Genomic DNA, 18,758 nt, shown 5'->3' with positions numbered 1-18,758 from the left:
GAAGTAATATAATGAAAAGTTAGATTTTTAGTGAAACATGGGGACGGTTCTCGTGTTGCATTAGTGCAACGCGAGAACCGTCCCCATGTTTCATTCTATTAATTTACTGCTACAGTTTTTTTGTTTCTTATAAATAACACTAAACCAGTTAGAATTAAGCCTAACCCAATTGCTAGTAAATTGAACATACTTGTAGCTGTTTGTGGTAGTACATTGCCTGGGCCATTTGTTCCAGTAGTTGCTGTTTCGTCGGATTCTTCATCTTCTGTAGAATCCGTGGTTCCATCTCCGGCTGCTTGATCTCCTGATCCCGGAACTTCTACGATACCATATTCACTAAAGTGGTAAACTTCTACGACTACTTCACCAGTTTCTGCATTGTAGCTAAGTACTTGATTTTTATAGTCTGTATACGTACCATCTTCTTCAAAGTAACGCAAAACAAGGTCATTCCAATTTGTTACTTTACTTGGATCAACTTTAAAAGTGAGAATAAATGGTTCTGAGAACTCGCCATCGTATGTTTCTAATCCCACTCCTAAGTTAAATCTATACACACTACTTACAAGTCCTTCGATTTCCTCATAGTTTAAAGTGACATCCTCTAAAGATACCGATACTCTAAAGTCATCACCAACAATTTGTTTAAGAACACTTGCAGGAATTGATAAGTGAACACCGTCGATTGATAGATTCACTTTAGCATCGTCATTTAAATCTTTTAGAACTTTACTATCTAATAACAGTGTTCCTGTATTTGGTAGATTGACATTACCTTTATTATCGAGATATTTTGCTAATTCATCTTTATCCCATAGATTTCTGTATGCATTGTCTGTTACAGTTTCTTCGTATTCATCCTCTGATTCATCGACACCTGAATCTTTATGATCACCAGATCCTGGAACTTCTACTAAGCTGTATTTACCAGATTGATAAACATCAAAGATTACTTCACCAGTGATTGTATTATAGTACATTTCTTGACTTTTCAAGTCAATGTAATTTCCACTCTCATCAAATGAACGTAAAACAAGATCTTCCCAATTACTTACTTTGTTTGGATTAATATTTATTACCATACCAAATGGCTCTGAAAACTCTTCTTCGTATGTTTTCATACCAACCCCAAGATTCACTTCGTATAGATTACTAACAAGTCCTTTAATATTATCGTATTGTGATGTGAAATCATACAAAGATACAACTACTCTAAAGTCATCTCCAATGGCCTGTTTTAGAGTATCTATAGGTATCCATAACTCAGCACCCTGATTTGACATATGGATGTGCGTATCATGATCTATACTTGTAAGTGTTTCATTACTTATTATCACAGTACCTGTATGAGGTAGAGAAATAATACCATTTTCTACTTCATCAATATCCCACAAATACTTATATGCACTTTCAGTTACAGTCTCATCATCTTCATAATACTCATCATCTTCTCCGTACACATCGTCACGCACGTCGTAAACATCATCTCTTACCGAATCATCATTATCAGCTTCTGCAGCGTATGTAGTTGTCATAGGAGTAATTAATGTTAAAATTAAAGCAAAAGCAATTAAACCACTTAGAAATGATAAATTACTAGTCTTCATTTTCTAATCCCCTTTACTTAATTGTTTAAAATGACTTGCTTTAAAACCTCAACCCTCCTTTTTTGACAAAATAATCAAACAATTACCTCTCCATATTAGTGATAATTTTCCATTATGTCAATACTAAAGTCTGATAATACTGTCAATCCGAAAATAAGTTAGGATAAACTGCTTGGTATTTATGCACTAACTTACCCCGTTCATCATTTTTATTTAATCTCTCTAAAGTAGAAAGAAGAAAATAAACCACTTGTTGTTCACCCTCACCTGGTTCTTTGAAATGGGTAAGTATATCTCTTATTAAATCGGAGTCATTTAATAAATAGCCAGCTTCTGCTGCATAAATCATTGCTTCTTCAGATAAATGGAAATCCCTACTATTATGATATTCTGCATAATCTAGTGATAAAGTTTCTTCAACTTGTTCCACAAGATTCCTATATGTTTCCACTACAGTATGTAATATAGCTTCTTTTTCGAGAATATTGTTTTCAATTGAAGCTCTCTTTAAATTAATACTCATATGTGTCTCGTAATTAACTAATCCATATGGGTCAAGATCCATTGCCATCTCAACATATTCATCTGCCAACTCTAATTCGTTAATATCCTCAAGTAATCTAGAAACTTGCGAGTAAAGGAACGCATTATTAGGTTCAAGCTCGACTATTCTATTACTTAGCTGAATTACATTTTTTGTATTAGTCTCTACGTCATGATTTTGTTCAGCTAAAGAAGCACGTAAACTCGCTAATCTTAATAAATACCGATAATTATAACTATTCTTTTCTACAGCTTCTGATAGGTAATTAATCTTTTCATAGGGATTTTTTACAGAGTTAGCTTTACGAAAGCTTTGTTCAGCATTCATAAATTGATAAGACATGAAGACACCGACAAGCACTAGCGTTACAAATGCATAACTAAAATAACGAGGAATCATTTTACTGTTATTCTTTGTTACAGTTTCCACTTTTTGATATGTCAATCCCATAACCAATAGCCATAAAAGCATAAAACAAACTGTCCCAAAGGCTAAGTCAAAATCTATAAAACTATGGAATAGTATTGTAAAACTAGCAATTAATATAGCCGGAAAAATCATATTCTCTTGCTCATCTTGATAACTCCTAAAAATAATGAAGAAAAAGTAACCAATAACAGCTATAAAGAACACTAATCCAATCCAACCAATATCTACAGCAAACTCCATGTATTCATTATGTATTTTATTTGCTTGGTAAGGTAATTGTTGGTAACTACGATATAATGGCTCCCATGCATCCCCTCCATGACCAAATAAAGGAGCGTCCATTGATATTTTAAATGAGTCTTGCACAAAGAGAGTACGTTCTCTTGCAGATGCACTGCCACTCATACTTGAAATTCTCTCTTGTAAGTCTCCAGGGAGTTGCTGGTAGACAAATCCTTTAAAACCAAAATCCATTAATAACAGTAGTGCCATTACAACTATTAATACTGGCACAACAAGACGGTAGACCCTTTTAGATGATATTTTCTGTACAAAGTTATTCATCTTATCTTTCTGGAGGAATTTATCATATGTATGAATAAACAGAGCTATTCCAACTGAAAGTATTAATAAAAATAACCAAGCGAGGTCACTTTGTAGACTAAACACGCCAAGAATGCTAGCGATTAAAGACATTAAAGTATAAACAATATAGCTTAATTGCTTAGCTTGTCGAAGTAATAATAGTCCTGAAAACCACATGATTGGCAGAATTAATAACATGCCACGTGAGTAAGTTTCAATAAATGTAACTAGAAAAATAACTAATGGTATTCCATAAATAATTTTGTGTATCGCTCTAAGACGTGGGTGCAATAACATGAATATACTAAATAAAAAATACATCCCCATGACAGCACTTAATGTATTAGGGTACTGAAAGACTCCAGCAAAGCGGTTGAAAATAAAGGCGGAGGAGAACTCCATCCAACCAAATTCATTTAATAACATATGTATAGCAATCCATATTCCTGTTACTTGAAAAATGAAGGGAAGTAAATATTTAATTTTTCTTTCTTTACGCGCAGCCCAGTATAACAAAATAAAAAATGCAGTATATCCTATCCATCTTAATAAGGAATTCCATGCTCCTATAGGGCTTTCCGCACCGATTAATGAAATAAGGTAGAAAAATGGAAGAATCATTATGACCCATATAGGCTTTATAGAATCGGTTTCCTTTTTTACTAATAAAGTTATATATAACATGATAAAAAGACCAAAGATGACTAGTTGGATACTATATAAATCCCTATCAAAGTAAAGTCCTCGGTCATAAGGTGAAATAATAAAAATTAATCCTAATATAAGTAAAATGAACCAATTCATGTTATTTTCAGCCTCCAATCTTCTTATACAATAATATTATACAATACTTTAGTCCTTATCGGTGAAAAATTATAAATATTATAATAAATGAACATAAAAAATGGTTCTTCAGTCTATATAATTTCAACTGAAGAACCGATTTCGAATAAAGTGAATTATATAGTTTTATATAAAAGTGGAATTTAGCAGCAAAAAGTGACGCTCTTAAAGTTCTATATTCAGTCGATTAATATCGCTCCGAAAATACTTTGCTTTGAGCATAATTTCCAAATCCACACCTTCTAAACTCAGGACCTACGATTAATCACTTTTTTTATATCATAAACAAATCATATCTCCGAGGTAGGCTTCTCTTCAAAAGACATTGAACCTATCTTAAGAATAGAAGTAAACAATACTTTGCTAATTACCGTTTCTGGCAAATTAAAATCTCTGCGGTATTTTGTTAAATTCCATCCTTCTGCTATTGCTCTTTCTCCAAATGATTCACAAGAAGTAATTACAGTGTTGGATGCGTGATTTTTATACAACTTTCCTTCTTGATACAATTTAGTACTGTTTGCTATAGACTTATAAATAATACTATATATTTGTGCGACTGAAAAATACTCTAAAAGCCTCTCTAAGACTTTTATTGTTTTAGCTCCCTTTTTTTCATTGAACCCTACTTTTTCCATACTATATGATAGATATTCTAATGATTCATTAACTGCTATCTTCTTCCACATTTGAAAGCAGAACTCTTTATCCTCTTCGAACTCCTCTTGAGATGGATACAATAATCTCTGAACCATGTTAAAATAGCTTCCATCGTGAGGTTCAATGTTTAGTGTATAAATCACTTCGTATATGTAGTACCCGAACGGGAAATCCTCGTCATCTGGAAAAGCGCGTAAAGAAGAATCTGGGTGAGGTGCAATAAGATCTCTTCCAGTTAATGTTTTTATCAATTCAGTCGTGAACTCTGATGTAGGTGTTAATTTCTCAGACGCCTGTTTCACTGGTAAAATGTAATTCAAATTTTCATCCATACAACTTCTTATTAAAACTGACAGATATAATTTATCTTCTAAAGTTAAGTTTTTTTCATCAACTTTCTTTAAACTGGATAAATCATATGTCTCAGCGATACGCTGTTTTTTAAGTTCATTCTCTTGCTCTATTAATGCATTTCTCATATTTATACAATTCTTACAGTAACAGGAGCCTATCCCTGTATGATTACAATTCGGGCAGTATGATTCATTAGAAAGTGCAGCAGATCTCGATTGCCAATCTATAATTAATTCAACATTACAATATCTGCAATCTTGTTCCGTTCGTCTTTTAGGGAAAATTTTTACCAATTGTGAATTGGCAACTTTTATATCATATTCTTTTTTTAATTCCGATATATTCGAGCCGTTATAGTACTCTTGTATCAATTCCGCAATTCGCTCTTTATCAAGATGATCAATTCTATTATCAATATTCGAAAAATCAATCATATCTACATTTAATTCCATAATTAACACCACCAAAATAATATTAACACTTATCCTTCATTGAACGAAAAAGCTACCTAATCAACCTCCTACTCGACCTCCTCTCCCGGACTCATAACCGTAGTCAAAAAACCCCAATTCAATATCATGGAATATATTTATAACTTTCTTATCAGAAAATCTTATTTCGAGATATGCCAATAATTCTCCCATTGACTCTCTGAATCCTGCCCTTATATTATCGATAGCATTTTTGTGAAAATAACCCACTACTCCCCCCCATTAAACGGTCACTTGATCTAACAGGTGCAATACGCGTTATTTCATTCGGATAAGACTTTTAAAAAATTATGCCGTTGATAAGAATTTTCATTTTCACTGCATGTTTTGTCTTATTTCCTAAATAATAAACTCCATACAAAATATCCTACTCATTATCCTGCCTAGCTTTGTTAATTGATTGGTTTGAATTTAATAAAAACAGTTCATTATTATTGTTTAATTTCCCTAAAATCTATATCCCTTTGGCAAACAAAAGATTTACCATAGTGAAAAATCTATATATTCGAAATTATATCATTGAAAAAATAAAAAACTAGTCCTATTGTTATGTTTCAATATATGCATCTTACTTCTAAATTTCGAGAAGAGAAGTGGTAATGGAAAGAGAAGAACTTATTACACATGAGATTCTTTCTATAACAATCAACTATCCATATAAGAGCACCAACACCATTATTTAGAGGATGGTATTTTTATACCATGATGATATAATCAATTTATAAATGTTATATAAATTGCACCAAAAAATTGAATAAGAACCTATAAAGGCGGGATAAAATTGAGAAACAACAAATATTTTATTGAAAAGTATTTCATAGCAACAACAATACTCCTATTTCTACTAACACCACTACATATTTCAGCTGAAAGCAGCAATGAAGGAATAATGGCAGAAGGAAACCACGGTATTGACTGGCGTTTAACGGAGGATGGAATATTATATCTTGGAGCAGGTGAATTAAAGCCACGGGAAGGTTCTCGTTATAATGAAACTTATCCTTGGTCAAATTATAAATCTATCATTCGATATGTGGTTATAGAGGGAGAAGTAATTTTACCAGACTCTCCCCATTTATTTAGGGGATTTAGCAATCTTATAGGAATAGAAAACTTCGAGTTACTAGATATTTCAAATGTTACGGACATGAGTTATATGTTCGACAGTGCTTCTAAATTAGAATCATTAGACTTATCCACATGGGACACATCTAATGTTACGAATATGCGATACATGCTTTCAAGAATGCCAAACTTAAAATCTATTGAACTTAAAAACTTGGATGTATCTAATGTAACCGATATGGGTAGCCTATTTTTTGACACTAGTAGCCTAGAGTCACTAGATTTGAATAATTGGGATGTATCCAGCGTAACAGATATGGGTTCAATGTTTGGAAATACCTTTACTACTTCTTCCAAACTAAATGATTTAAAAATATCTGCTTGGAACACTTCTAATGTTACGAATATGAGTGGCATGTTTAGGTATGCTAAAAGTTTAACAGCTTTGGATTTATCTAATTGGAATGTATCTAAGGTTACAAATATGAGCAATATGTTTAGTAATGCATCTAGTTTAAGTGTTTTAGATTTATCTAGTTGGGACACATCTCTTGTAGAAAGTATGAGTTATATGTTTGAAAGTACTAATTTGAACTCATTAGATCTATCTAACTGGGATGTATCTAAGACTACAAAAATGACAATGATGTTTACAAATTCTATATTTTCCTACCCTTTTGAGAAACTAGATCTATCCAATTGGAATTTATCAGGGATTACAGATTTAGATGGATTATTTCAGAAAAGACGGGGGCAAGCAGGGGTTAGAGCAGATTACCTCGATTTATCTAATTGGAATATTGATAAGTTGTATAATTTAGAAGCAATAAAGCTGATTGATTATGCTAATACGTTAAATTTAAAGAATTGGCAGGTATCCGAAGAATTAGATTCTTTTGTGCATTCCTTAATAAATAAGTTTCCATATATGGAGATTATCGGTCTAGACTTCGAACCAAGTATAGAAATACTACAAGGAACGAATAGACATAAAACATCCGTTGAAATAAGCAAAATAGCTTACGAAAAAGCAGATACAGTAATCTTGGTAAATGGGTATGATTTTCCTGATGCGTTAGCTGGAGGCCCACTAGCTACTTCAATGAATGCACCAATATTATTAATCCAGAGAAATAATGTTCCTGTTGAGATATTCGAAGAAATTGAAAGATTAGAAGCATCGAATGTAATTTTACTTGGTGGCCCAATAGTAATAAGTGAAGATGTTGAGAAAAATCTAAAGAAAAACTATACCGTATCTAGAATTCAAGGATCTAATCGATTCGCAACAGCAGTAGCTATAGGAAATAAACTTATAGAAAAAAGTCACAGTAAAACTGCTATGCTAGTGGCAAGCACAGATTACCCTGATGGATTAGGAGTTAGTCCACCATCTGGAAGAGATGGAAATCCAATACTATTTACCTCAAAAAACAGTTTACACGCTGCAAGTAAAGAAGCACTAAAAAAGTGGGGAATAGAAAAGGTTAATATTATTGGCGGCCCGTTGGTAATCAGTGAAAAAGTAGAAGCCGAATTAAAAGAAGAAGGATATATTGTAGAAAGAATCAGTGGATCTAATAGAGAACTAACAGCACTAGCAATAGCTAATGGAATGTACGATAACCTAGATACATTAGTGCTAGCGAACGGATATAATTTCCCCGATGCATTAGCAGGAGGGCCATTAGCTTCTCAAAAAAATGCACCTTTGTTATTAACTAATGTTAATAGAATAGCTCCTGAAGTATTAGATTTTATAAGAGATAATTCTATATCAAAAGTATATATTTTAGGTGGTCCTCTAGCAGTTAGTGACAAGGTAATTGAACAAGTTGACAATGTAACAGTCAAAAGGATCGCGAGGAATAATTAACAGAAAAAAGATGAGTAGAGTATAAGATTGAAGCTTTAGTAATTATAAAAAGCGTGATACCTCCCGACTAAGATGGAAAAAGGTATCACGCTTATTTTATGCGTTACAAGTTACGAATAGCTCTCAAGATATCGACTTCTCACTCTCCATTACCACTTCATTCTTCGGTATTCTATTTCTATGAAGCAAGAAACCTAATCCGACCCACAAGACAAAGATCAATATAATTGAAGGAGCATCCAATAACGCCAGCGTAATAAACACAATATTACTAATTACTCCCAAAATTACTGTCAGCTTCAGTAATCCTGGTTTCACTCGGAAAGGAGCTGCTTCATATAAAGCTTTTTCCTTCTTCGGAAGATGCCATGCTGCGATACCAATCACAACAGCGTTAAAGAGTAAGCCGACAATTGTAATGGTTGTAAAATAAACTACAGATAATCCACTAAAGATACCGATAATTGCTAGCACACTCATGAAAGCGATCGGCACAACTGGAGTACCGTTTACTGTTTTGCTATGCAATTTCTTATTGAAGATACCTTCGTTACTTAATGCGATAAAATCTCCTGGTACTGTCATCAATACAGCATGAATCGTTGTTGCCGTAGCGAATAATGCCCCGATACTAATAAAGAAGATGACAGAGCTAGGCAAGAAGACTTGTGCTGCTTCTGCGACAGATGCTCCCGAATTTGCTAGTGTATCCCAAGGGATAACTCCAATCGCTACAAAACAGACGAAAGCATATACAACTGCGATAATTCCTAAACTAATAAATATCGCCTTTGGAACGTTCTTCGTTGGATCTTTAATATTTCCACCAATTTCAGAGATAATTCCATAACCGACATAGGAGTAAACCGCAAGTACTGACCCCATCATCAAACCACCGAATCCGTTCGGAAACATTGGTGTTAGATTTTGTGTGTCGACTGCAAACAGGCCTGGTACGATGAACACGAGGAGAGCCAACAATATCCACAATGTCATGAGTATTTGAAATATCTCCGCCGTTTTTAGTCCTAATAAATTAATAGCTAATAACACGAGAACTATTCCGGCTGCAGTCAATTGAATATTTAAGTTTGGGAAGAAGAACTGTAGATACTCAGCGAATCCTAGGGACAGCATAACAATTGCTCCAATTCCACCCAGGATCAACGACATAACTACCATATATCCTGCCTTTGCTGAGAGTAACCGCTTCGAATAAAAGTATGACCCGCCGGTTGTCGGCATTGCAGCTCCCAACTGCGCATAATAAATACTACCAAAGAAGGCTGGGATAAACGCAATCATATAAGCTAAATATAAAGCTGGACCTGCCTGCCCTGCTACCGGTCCTAATAAAATAAAGATGGATGCCCCAATAACTGTACCAATAATGATCGCTATTGCACCGACCAGACTTATTTTTCCAGACTGCTCATTCATTTGTTAATCCCCCTTTTATTTTTCTGTTCTCCAAATCTCTTCTACTCGGTCATAAGAGTCCAATCGTAGATCAGCTTTTTCTTTTATTAGTAGATGTTTTGCCACACGTTCTGACGGGGTAAGTGGTAGATCTTTTTTCACTTCCCAATACCTCGGTATCTTAAATGCGGCAAGATTTTGTTCACAGTGAGCGATTAGTTCTTTTATCTGACTTTCTTCATCAGACACCTCTTCATTAAAAACAAGATACACCTTCACTTCTTCTCCCCGAATCTCGTCTTCTACTGGAACACAAGCTGCCATCTTCACTACGTTATGCTTCAGAATAGTTGTTTCAACTTCAGCAGAAGATATGTTTTCTCCACTTCTTCTGATCATGTCTTTTTTGCGACTGACATAATAAAAGATGCCGTCTTCATCTTGTCTGACAAGATCCCCCGTATGGAACCATCCATTTTTGAAAGCCTCCATTGTTGCCTCTTCATTCTTAAAATAACCATCCATCATGCCTGTTCCTCTAAGTACGAGTTCACCAACTGCTCCCCGCTTTACTGGTCGGTCTTTATCATCTACTACCCGTACTTCTCTGCCCTCCGCTGGTCTACCAAGGGAACCCTTTCCAATATAGTGATCATGCTCCTCTTCCGTCATCGATAAGTCATATCCAGTTTCTGTCATCCCGAAAATTTCATACCATTTAACTCCCCATCTTTCCTCGAGTTGCTCATGAAGACCTGATGGGATTGCCGAACAACCTACTAATCGCAGACTATGGTTACGATCTTCTTCCGATTTAGGCATTTTCAAAAGCAATGCTGGCATACTCCCTAGGCAATAAAAGAAGGTAGCTTTGTGCTTTCGAATTTTTTCAAAAAAGCTCGAAGGACTGAATCTATCTAAAACAACTAATGTTGCACCTGTGGATAGAGCTGCAATCGTATTCCATTGTGGATCCATATAGTAATATGGTTGGGCTGTTAATAAAACATCGTTCTGATCAAATTCAGAAAAACTACTATCAGAAAACTTTTTCCCGATGGTTAACCAATAGTTCTGAGAAAGCATGCACCCTTTAGGGTTACCAGTTGTGCCTGAAGTATATTGGATATTCACTAATGTTTCTGGGTACACTTTTATATCTGTTGGTCGATCTAATTTGAAATTCAATAAATCTGGAAGATATGCGTTTGCATGGAGGTGAGGTTCGTCGATGGTAATGATTCTGAATGCTAACTGCTCCTCTTCCCTTATCGTGTGTAGCATGTCTACTTTTTCAGAAACTGTAATTACTAAGCTCGTTTCAGAATTGCTTAAAACATAAGAAGCATCAAAGAATTGGTAACGAATGTTCATGGGAATCATCGTCGCACCAATTGATCCGATAGCTAACCAGGTTAATGGGAATTCAGGAACATTTGGAAGCATTAAAGCAACTTTATTTCCTTGAACAATTCCTTGATTCGATAAAATGGCAGATAGCTCCTTAACGCGTGCATTAATTTCATTAAAAGTAATTTTTTCATCTGTCTCATCAAAAATTAATCCGTACTTATCTCCCCATTGGTTAGCCGCTTCTTCTACCAACTCAAGAAAGTTAGTAGCCGACTTTCTCTTTAATCCTTGCATCTCTCAATCACTCCATTCGATTTATCTATTATTGGATAGTAACTCCTGTACGACTTCTATTTCTTTGACAAGTGCAGGCTGTAAAGTTGAATCCATACCTTGATTCAAGAGTTTCTTTGCTGCTGCTAATGCATGTGCTGGTTTAGTTACTAATTCCTTTGCCCACTTCTCTGTTTGTTCTTGCAACTTATTTTCCGGAACGACGATATTGATCATTCCTAATTCGAGCGCTTTTTCAGCTGAAAAGTTTTCACTAAAAAATAGTAGTTCTTTCGCTTTTGCTAGTCCTACCATTCTTGGAAGATAGTAAGAAGTCCCCTGTGTAATGGATAGGCCAACCTTTACTTCTGGAAATCCGAAAACTGCTTTTTCAGATGCAAGAATAAGATCACAATTCATCGCAATTTCACAACCAGCTCCAAGCGCATAACCATTTACAGACGCAATGACAGGCACTGGCATGTTTACAATCAGTTGCGTTATCTCTTGAAGTTGTTGCATGAACTTTTGTGCTTCCATACTACTTGGATCAAGAGGTGGTCCTTCTAAATCATGCCCTGCACTGAATGCCCGACCTTTTCCTGATAAAACAACGACTTTAGGATTTTTTTCCGCTACCTCCTTTAAAGCTTTATGTAAATGAGATACAACTTCTTCTGAAAGCGCATTCATTTTTTCCGGTCTATTAAAATATATGAAGGCGATCTCGTCGTCCCACTCCGTAAGAATAGTTGAACTCATCGGTCACCCTCCTTCATCCCTAAAAGGTTTAGAGCATTCTTATATAATAATTTTTCAACTACCTCATCTTTTAATCCCAGATTCTTCCATTCTTCAACCGCACGCTCCATTGGGATAACTGGCCAATCCGTTCCGAATAAAACTTGATTTGACAGCAAATTGTTCATGAGTTGGAAAAGCGGATCCCAACCACTTCCAGGTCGACCAATGTATTTCGGAGCAACTCCGCCAAATTCGATATAAACATTGGCGTGCCTTCTTGCGACAGCAACCATTTCATGTACCCATGGCCAGCCACCATGACAAGCAATTATTTTTAAGTCAGGGAAATCTGATGCTATCTGATCGATGAAAATTGGACTGTTTTTTGCCAAAGAGTGCTGTGTTGAATAGTGAATGCCTGTATGGAAAGAGATAATTAATCCCAATTCAGAAGCAGTCGCATAAAGCGGATATAATTTAGCGTCGAGTGGATCTACATTAAAAAATACTGGTTGTAGATTGATTCCTTTTAGTCCCGCCTTGTGAATAGTTTTCGCTTGTTCTACAACCCTCATCGGCTCTAAATTATTAAGAGAAACTGCACCAAATCCTGCAAACTTATCCGGTTGCTTTGCCACTATTTTAGCCAATGCTTCATTCATTTCGTCCGCTGTATCCCCAAATTCATATTCAGCATGAATCACCGCAAACCCAACTTTTGCTTGTTCCATTTCTAGTTCAAGATCTGCTAGTGTTTTACTATTGTTGTCTAACACATTTAAAACCTCATCATACCTACCGTAAAAGTCCTCCTCTTCTACTTTCGGACGGAATTCTTGTGGCAGTCTAACCCTGATGTCAATGGCTTTCATGTATACATCTCCTCCTCTTTGATTAGATTTTATTAAGATTTACCGCTTTTGCTCCGACCATTTGTAATCCTAATTCCATATATTGATTAATGACATCTTCGATAGAGAAACGCTTTCCCTCAACATACCAGTGTGCAACTCCAGTACACATTTGAATGAGCGCATAAGCCGTCACTTTGACATCAGGAATATTGAATACCTCTTCCTCAACTCCGCGTTCTAGTACACGTAGCCACTTCTCTTCGTATTCATTTCTTAATCCCTTTACTACTTCTCTGTCTTCGCCAACCATGGATCTGTATTCCGTGTCCACAACAAGAGCTGGTAGTTGTTCCGTTCCGTGCGTTCTTACATGCAAACCTATAAGGCTAGCAAGCGCTTCGTCTGGTGACTTTGATTCAAGTTCCATTGACTCTGTTTCTGCGAGTAACATTTTTAAGTATTTTTCCATGATTAGAATTAATAGTTGATCTTTTCCTTTAACATAGTAATAAAGGGTTGAAGAAGTTAATTCTGTCTCCGCTGCAATATCGCGGATACTTGTCGCTGCATAACCTTTTTGTGAAAATAATTTAACTGCTGACTTAATAATAAGTTCTTCTGTTGTCAAATATAGCATCCTCTCTTTTTCAAGTATCTGAATACTTAAATATATTTTATCAATCGTTCGATAGAAATGCAAGGGGTATTTTTACTGATTTTAGCTTAACTAATAAGATTTAAAAAATGCTTGTCATCATTAAAACTTTTCAAAGGGTATAAATAAATCCCCATTGGTTAGAATACTATGAAACTATTTAAATGTGAGGAGTGAAGGAAATGAGTAATTTAGAGGGAAAGTTATTAAATAAGATGGAAATTGTAGACTTAAAGTATCATGTATTATCTATATTTCATAGTTTACAATTCGATGAAGTCTATGATAAAGAAGATTGTATTAAAGATTTAAGTAAGCTATTAAAACAACTAGACGAGAATGAACCACCCTACTCTTTGATGATCACGAATAATAATAGAAATGAGATCATAGAAAGTACTGTAATCTAATTTATGTTTCATAATGAAAGATTTTAACCGGAGTATACAGCATTTTTTATTAGTACAATATAGTGCTTCAATTTCATTAAAAGAAATATGGCCCCCGTTCTTTTACATTTAAAATTATTTACGTCATGGGGCCTAACCCATTGATCGCAGGAATGATTCTAGCCTTGCTTTAATCTTTTGCTTTTACTCTATTTTAACCAGTTCACTACCATTTATTAAAATACCTTTTTGTCTATCAATCTTCAAAAACTTCAATACAAAATCATGATCCCGTATAGTTCTAATTAGGTGTAACATAGATAGTTTTTCAATCGTTGATTGAATCGTTTCTGGCTTGTGTAAATCATGAGTACCCAGCGGACGATATGCGAATATAGGGAGAATAATCTATTCGATTCACCCATCCTAATTTTATAATTTAAGATTCACAATCAATGTTATCCACAATATATGGTACAACTTCATTAACCATATTAGCTAATTCATTCAGTAGATTTTGTTTACTCTCATCGTTGAGTAGTACCACTGGTCGCTCCCCAGGTGTATTCTAACCAATAGAATATCCATTTAATGTTGTGATAAATTGTACAACTCCACCTTCAAAATAATTAAAAATCTTCCTCTGTCAAATCGGAAATTACAATACTAAATATATTAACTAGCGTTTCTCCTTCATCCATAAATGTAAAATCAATTGTTTTAATCGAATTTCTCTGCCAATTCCTCGTACTGACTGCATACCTGTTTCTAAATGATTCTGCCAAATTAATTGTAAAACTATATTCCTCAACTTCATATTTCAAGGAATCCATTGTTTTAAGTTTATTGTATTCATCTAAAGGGGGCTTTGGTTCATCATTATCTACTATAATTGCTTCAACATTGATTCATAAGTTATACCAAAAAAGTCTAATAGAGCTGCCTCATTACTATTTTCTCTTTTCACAGAATAAGTTGGATTTTGAACCGCTAAAGTTACATTTCCAGAAGCAAATCCACCCTTTATAGTATATTCTTCCATAGAATTTATATTTCCCACTGTAATTATCGCCTCATGTCCGACACGAGGAACATGTAAGTAAGAGTCATTAGGGGCGTCAATTATATATGAAACCGTTGGCGTATTATTCATATATACTTCCTGCTTTTGTAATTTCTATTTCACTGTAAGTATATAATCTCTAATCATATTTTGAATATTTAGGTATGACCCTAAACCAATCAGCATCATTGGCGAATCAATTGAAACAAGTAGATCCGATGCATCTGGGCTAGTAATAGATGGTATAGTAAATATGATTAAAATCAGCATCATATGTAAGTTTGGAAGTTGCAAGTTCAGGATGAACTTTAGAAAATATCTCCTGTTTTTTTCTGTTTTATGATAAATCATATTTTCATGTGCTTCTTCAATATGATGAAAATACTCTTCAAATATACTCTGTGAAGACTCTCCTACATTTACTAATTCTAACTGGACACCCTCTCGAGGATTATTTACTTGCTTTTCAGCTTGATTTATCGAAGTGTCATCCTTTGAAGTTTTTTTCATTTCATTCTAGTTATCGCAAGAGAATAGAATAATAGACAAGAACACTAATATAAGTATTAGCCTTTTAATTTTTCTCACAACCCTTCCTTAACGCACCTTAATATAAGCTATCCCATACATGTCATCAGCAAATTTAAATTTCTATCACTTTCGATAAAATTCGGGAATTGACCCTAAATTAAAGCTGTGAGAAGCTGAACACTTCTCTTCTTTCCCTAAACTCTTTCAATAAGTCCAAACACAATATATTGTATTTGAATCGAATAAAACCCTATTATGTATCTATATGTAGTTTTTTGTGCTATATTCTTAATATAAATAATAATAATTCATTAGGGGGTTTTAAAATGGATGAAAGTTTACCACTTTCTGTATATCTAATTAAAGCAGAGTTCAAAGAATATGATCAAATCTTGAAGAATATGGATGAGATTACTGATACCCTTGAAATCAAAAGCACCTTGAATTTAGATGGGAAAGCTTTTATTGGAGATAATAAACAAAATCCTCCAAAATGGGATGGCTTTCTAGATAATATCCTGAAAGATTACAGCACTCAATTAAATCAATCAACTAGAGCCGTCTTATTTATAAAAAGAAAGAAAAGGATTTTTGCCTTCACTTTTGGATATGGTAGGCACCTACTAAAAGACGACGTTTATGAACGTAACTTCGGCTTCAAAGTAATCTTAAATAATGCAAAAAGAGATAGTATAAAGAGCATTGACTCTTCTGTAATAGATGAAAAAACTTTTCAAAATCGCAGCCAAGCCCCAAGAGCTTCTAGAATGGAAGATTTTAATCTAACAGATATAAGAACTATGTTCCGATCTATCACAGCGGAAAGCAAATTAGAGGATAGATATGGTCACACAATTACAGGTAAAGATAACTTTAACTTCAATAATAAATTTGGTTTAACAAACCTTAACTACCTGTGTGAGATATTACTAGATGATTTCCAAAATAAAACTTATCTAGATAAGTTCCCTGAAATAGATAGAATAAAAGAAATTAGCGACCCAACAATGATTGATAGATTGAACGTGTTGATGATCAATAAGTTTATGAAAAATGAGAATATTTATCTCATGATTCCAGATATTATTGACTGGACTGAGGTTGAAGGATTTTCTTATACAGCAGCAGGTACGATTTATCCTTCTCCATCAATTGATGATTTCTGGAAAAATAAAAGTAAGATATACAATGGAAAACTTACAGTTGAGAAATTAAAAAACCATTATTTATACCAAAGGATGAACGATGATATAGTAGAAAAATGGAGTATTATCAAATGTATTTTTACAGAGATAGAATATGAAGGTCATCATTACATCTTTTATAATGGTCTGTGGTTTGAAATCAAAAAGGAGTTAATAGAAAAAGTAAATCACTTTATAACTGAACTTCCTTTATGCGAGATTGAATTTCCAATCATACATGGGTATCACGAAAAAAATGCTAATATCATATTTGCAAATGAAAATTCTAATCTATTAAACATGGATCGTAATAATATGCGAATAGATGATAGTAAATATGAGGTCTGTGACTTACTCACTAAGGATAGTAAATTAATCCATGTTAAATGGTGGGATAGCTCTGCTACATTAAGCCACCTCTTTTCACAAGGGAAAGTAAGTGGAGAAATATTAGCAAACGATAACACCCAACGAATAGAAATAAACAAAAACATCGAAGAACTTAATCCTGATTTTGTAAATATAATAAAAAATGATGATTTTTCACCTGAGGACTACACTATCGTCTTTGCAATTATTTATGAAGGGGAAAAAACATTCACTGAAAGACTACCCTTCTTTTCCAAAATAAACCTTATGCAAGCTACTAAAGAATTACGTTCTATGAGATACAACGTGGAGATAGTTCATATTGAATCAAGTTGCAATAGACTTAGTACGGAAGAAAATACAAAAGCGATTGCAGAGTATGAACATGCTGCAACTTTATAAGGTTTAGCCTAGAAATCAAAATAATATATTCTGGAATTTAAAGCCTTAAGCGGAGCCTCTGACTTAATAGCGTGACTTCATTATCCGCACGTGGTGCCGCAAAACTTACTATTATTAATAATCATAGAACTTTCCAAAAAAACAGGAAAAACTTAGCGTAGGGATTGGGGAGTCGAAGGGCAATAATTATTTCATTTTAAAGCTTTAAAAGAGAAGGGACTGACCTTTTTTCCCAGGTAAAGCATGATGTCGAAATGTATTTAAAATTAAGCAATGAGGGTCTGACTAATGTAACTTATACTTATTTTCATTATACTATACAATATATATTAAATATTTAAATATAAAATTGGAGATGAGAATATTGCCACATGTACCTGCTATTTGTGATAGTTGTGGAACTGTATTTAATTCTGGTATTTTCATAGAAAACTCAACTAATGTTAGTTTATCAGGCAATAAATCAGGTCCTTGCCCTAATTGTGGAGGGTGGGGGCATGTTCCAGATGGAGTATTTAATTTTATTGGTAATGCAATAGAAATTTTATCTGCTCCTGAACGAACAATTCAAGATTTAAAAAAGTTGTCAGTTATTCTTCAAGCTGCTAAAAATAATAATAGTTCATATCAAGAAATTGAAAAATCCCTTGAAAAAGAAACACCCGCTTTGAGTGAGTTATTACCAAAAAACAGAGAAGAAGTGCGCAAAGACCTCAAGTTTTGGATTACTAGTATATTAATAATCTTACAAATATTGTTACCGTTAATACAGGAGAATAAGCAGACTCCAGATAAAAATATTGAGGTTAATCAAGTTATAAATCAGTTTTATATTGATACAGAAATTAATAATCCAACTAATATAAACAAAAACAATCGCAGTATCGACCCACCAAATGTATACCAACCGATTTGGATTGAAAAGATAGGAAGAAATGAATTGTGCCCTTGTGGAAGTGGGAAAAAATATAAATACTGTCACCTTAATCAGGAATAAATGGAGACAAAAAGAATAATTAAGATAGATACCTGATGTATCTCAATGATAAAACTTTAACACTCTAAAGC

15 protein-coding genes are annotated in these 18,758 nt (G+C 34.1%); 4 read left to right on the top strand and 11 right to left on the bottom strand.

Annotated features, from left to right (window positions below):
* Positions 1–98 precede the first annotated feature (98 nt).
* The 3 genes from ACXYMZ_RS02290 to ACXYMZ_RS02280 form a co-directional block, all read right to left on the bottom strand.
* Positions 99–1,607: an LPXTG cell wall anchor domain-containing protein gene (locus ACXYMZ_RS02290; RefSeq protein WP_458946734.1), complete on the bottom strand. Its 1,509-nt coding sequence runs from the start codon at positions 1,605–1,607 to the stop codon at positions 99–101.
* Between the two features lie 142 nt (positions 1,608–1,749).
* Positions 1,750–3,969: an O-antigen ligase family protein gene (locus tag ACXYMZ_RS02285; protein ID WP_458946733.1), complete on the bottom strand. Its 2,220-nt coding sequence runs from the start codon at positions 3,967–3,969 to the stop codon at positions 1,750–1,752.
* A 329-nt stretch (positions 3,970–4,298) separates the two neighbouring features.
* On the bottom strand, positions 4,299–5,474 hold the full coding sequence (locus ACXYMZ_RS02280; protein WP_458946732.1) for a hypothetical protein: 1,176 nt from the start codon (positions 5,472–5,474) through the stop codon (positions 4,299–4,301).
* An 820-nt stretch (positions 5,475–6,294) separates the two neighbouring features.
* On the opposite strand from ACXYMZ_RS02280, the gene ACXYMZ_RS02275 reads away from it, so the two are divergent.
* A complete protein-coding gene (locus ACXYMZ_RS02275) occupies positions 6,295–8,454 on the top strand; it encodes a BspA family leucine-rich repeat surface protein (RefSeq protein ID WP_458946731.1) in 2,160 nt (719 codons plus the stop codon).
* 123 nt (positions 8,455–8,577) lie between these two features.
* Here the strand turns inward: ACXYMZ_RS02275 and ACXYMZ_RS02270 are convergent, their stop codons facing one another.
* Genes ACXYMZ_RS02270 through ACXYMZ_RS02250 form a run of 5 tightly spaced genes read right to left on the bottom strand, consistent with a single transcriptional unit; the run spans position 8,578 to position 13,725 of the window.
* Complete coding sequence (locus tag ACXYMZ_RS02270) at positions 8,578–9,894, bottom strand: APC family permease (protein WP_458946730.1); 1,317 nt, start codon at positions 9,892–9,894, stop codon at positions 8,578–8,580.
* Positions 9,895–9,909: 15 nt separating this feature from the next.
* Positions 9,910–11,520: an AMP-binding protein gene (locus ACXYMZ_RS02265; protein WP_458946729.1), complete on the bottom strand. Its 1,611-nt coding sequence runs from the start codon at positions 11,518–11,520 to the stop codon at positions 9,910–9,912.
* Positions 11,521–11,541: 21 nt separating this feature from the next.
* Entirely contained in the window at positions 11,542–12,261 is a 720-nt protein-coding gene (locus tag ACXYMZ_RS02260) for an enoyl-CoA hydratase/isomerase family protein (RefSeq protein WP_458946728.1), read from the bottom strand.
* Positions 12,258–13,115 carry an amidohydrolase family protein gene (locus ACXYMZ_RS02255; RefSeq protein ID WP_458946727.1) on the bottom strand — a complete coding sequence of 286 codons (858 nt, stop codon included), beginning with the start codon at positions 13,113–13,115 and terminating at the stop codon, positions 12,258–12,260. Before ACXYMZ_RS02255 ends, ACXYMZ_RS02260 begins: the two co-directional genes overlap by 4 nt.
* A 22-nt stretch (positions 13,116–13,137) precedes the next feature.
* A complete protein-coding gene (locus ACXYMZ_RS02250) occupies positions 13,138–13,725 on the bottom strand; it encodes a TetR/AcrR family transcriptional regulator (RefSeq protein ID WP_458946726.1) in 588 nt (195 codons plus the stop codon).
* A 209-nt stretch (positions 13,726–13,934) separates the two neighbouring features.
* On the opposite strand from ACXYMZ_RS02250, the gene ACXYMZ_RS02245 reads away from it, so the two are divergent.
* Complete coding sequence (locus ACXYMZ_RS02245; protein WP_458946725.1) at positions 13,935–14,162, top strand: hypothetical protein; 228 nt, start codon at positions 13,935–13,937, stop codon at positions 14,160–14,162.
* 608 nt (positions 14,163–14,770) lie between these two features.
* On the opposite strand, the gene ACXYMZ_RS02240 is transcribed toward ACXYMZ_RS02245, so the two are convergent.
* Genes ACXYMZ_RS02240 through ACXYMZ_RS02230 form a run of 3 tightly spaced genes read right to left on the bottom strand, consistent with a single transcriptional unit; the run spans position 14,771 to position 15,714 of the window.
* Complete coding sequence (locus ACXYMZ_RS02240) at positions 14,771–14,974, bottom strand: hypothetical protein (RefSeq protein ID WP_458946724.1); 204 nt, start codon at positions 14,972–14,974, stop codon at positions 14,771–14,773.
* A gap of 53 nt (positions 14,975–15,027) precedes the next feature.
* On the bottom strand, positions 15,028–15,294 hold the full coding sequence (locus ACXYMZ_RS02235; RefSeq protein WP_458946723.1) for a hypothetical protein: 267 nt from the start codon (positions 15,292–15,294) through the stop codon (positions 15,028–15,030).
* A 24-nt stretch (positions 15,295–15,318) separates the two neighbouring features.
* Positions 15,319–15,714, bottom strand: a complete 396-nt coding sequence (locus tag ACXYMZ_RS02230) for a hypothetical protein (RefSeq protein ID WP_458946722.1) — start codon at positions 15,712–15,714, stop codon at positions 15,319–15,321.
* 347 nt (positions 15,715–16,061) lie between these two features.
* On the opposite strand from ACXYMZ_RS02230, the gene ACXYMZ_RS02225 reads away from it, so the two are divergent.
* Complete coding sequence (locus ACXYMZ_RS02225; RefSeq protein ID WP_458946721.1) at positions 16,062–17,690, top strand: DUF6119 family protein; 1,629 nt, start codon at positions 16,062–16,064, stop codon at positions 17,688–17,690.
* 364 nt (positions 17,691–18,054) lie between these two features.
* Positions 18,055–18,687 carry an SEC-C metal-binding domain-containing protein gene (locus tag ACXYMZ_RS02220; RefSeq protein ID WP_458946720.1) on the top strand — a complete coding sequence of 211 codons (633 nt, stop codon included), beginning with the start codon at positions 18,055–18,057 and terminating at the stop codon, positions 18,685–18,687.
* Positions 18,688–18,758 lie beyond the last annotated feature (71 nt).

The organism is Oceanobacillus sp. CAU 1775 (genome assembly GCF_054482815.1).
Note: the sequence above shows the minus strand (reverse complement) of the source record. Positions and strands in the feature narration are given on the sequence as shown.

Excerpts from the sequence above, each read along its gene's own strand:
- ACXYMZ_RS02290 (WP_458946734.1), bottom strand. The coding sequence starts at position 1,607 with ATGAAGACTAGTAATTTATCATTTCTAAGTGGTTTAATTGCTTTTGCT.
- ACXYMZ_RS02285 (WP_458946733.1), bottom strand. The coding sequence starts at position 3,969 with ATGAATTGGTTCATTTTACTTATATTAGGATTAATTTTTATTATTTCA.
- ACXYMZ_RS02280 (WP_458946732.1), bottom strand. The coding sequence starts at position 5,474 with ATGGAATTAAATGTAGATATGATTGATTTTTCGAATATTGATAATAGA.
- ACXYMZ_RS02270 (WP_458946730.1), bottom strand. The coding sequence starts at position 9,894 with ATGAATGAGCAGTCTGGAAAAATAAGTCTGGTCGGTGCAATAGCGATC.
- ACXYMZ_RS02265 (WP_458946729.1), bottom strand. The coding sequence starts at position 11,520 with ATGCAAGGATTAAAGAGAAAGTCGGCTACTAACTTTCTTGAGTTGGTA.
- ACXYMZ_RS02260 (WP_458946728.1), bottom strand. The coding sequence starts at position 12,261 with ATGAGTTCAACTATTCTTACGGAGTGGGACGACGAGATCGCCTTCATA.
- ACXYMZ_RS02255 (WP_458946727.1), bottom strand. The coding sequence starts at position 13,115 with ATGAAAGCCATTGACATCAGGGTTAGACTGCCACAAGAATTCCGTCCG.
- ACXYMZ_RS02245 (WP_458946725.1), top strand. The coding sequence starts at position 13,935 with ATGAGTAATTTAGAGGGAAAGTTATTAAATAAGATGGAAATTGTAGAC.
- ACXYMZ_RS02240 (WP_458946724.1), bottom strand. The coding sequence starts at position 14,974 with ATGGATTCCTTGAAATATGAAGTTGAGGAATATAGTTTTACAATTAAT.
- ACXYMZ_RS02235 (WP_458946723.1), bottom strand. The coding sequence starts at position 15,294 with ATGAATAATACGCCAACGGTTTCATATATAATTGACGCCCCTAATGAC.
- ACXYMZ_RS02230 (WP_458946722.1), bottom strand. The coding sequence starts at position 15,714 with ATGAAAAAAACTTCAAAGGATGACACTTCGATAAATCAAGCTGAAAAG.
- ACXYMZ_RS02225 (WP_458946721.1), top strand. The coding sequence starts at position 16,062 with ATGGATGAAAGTTTACCACTTTCTGTATATCTAATTAAAGCAGAGTTC.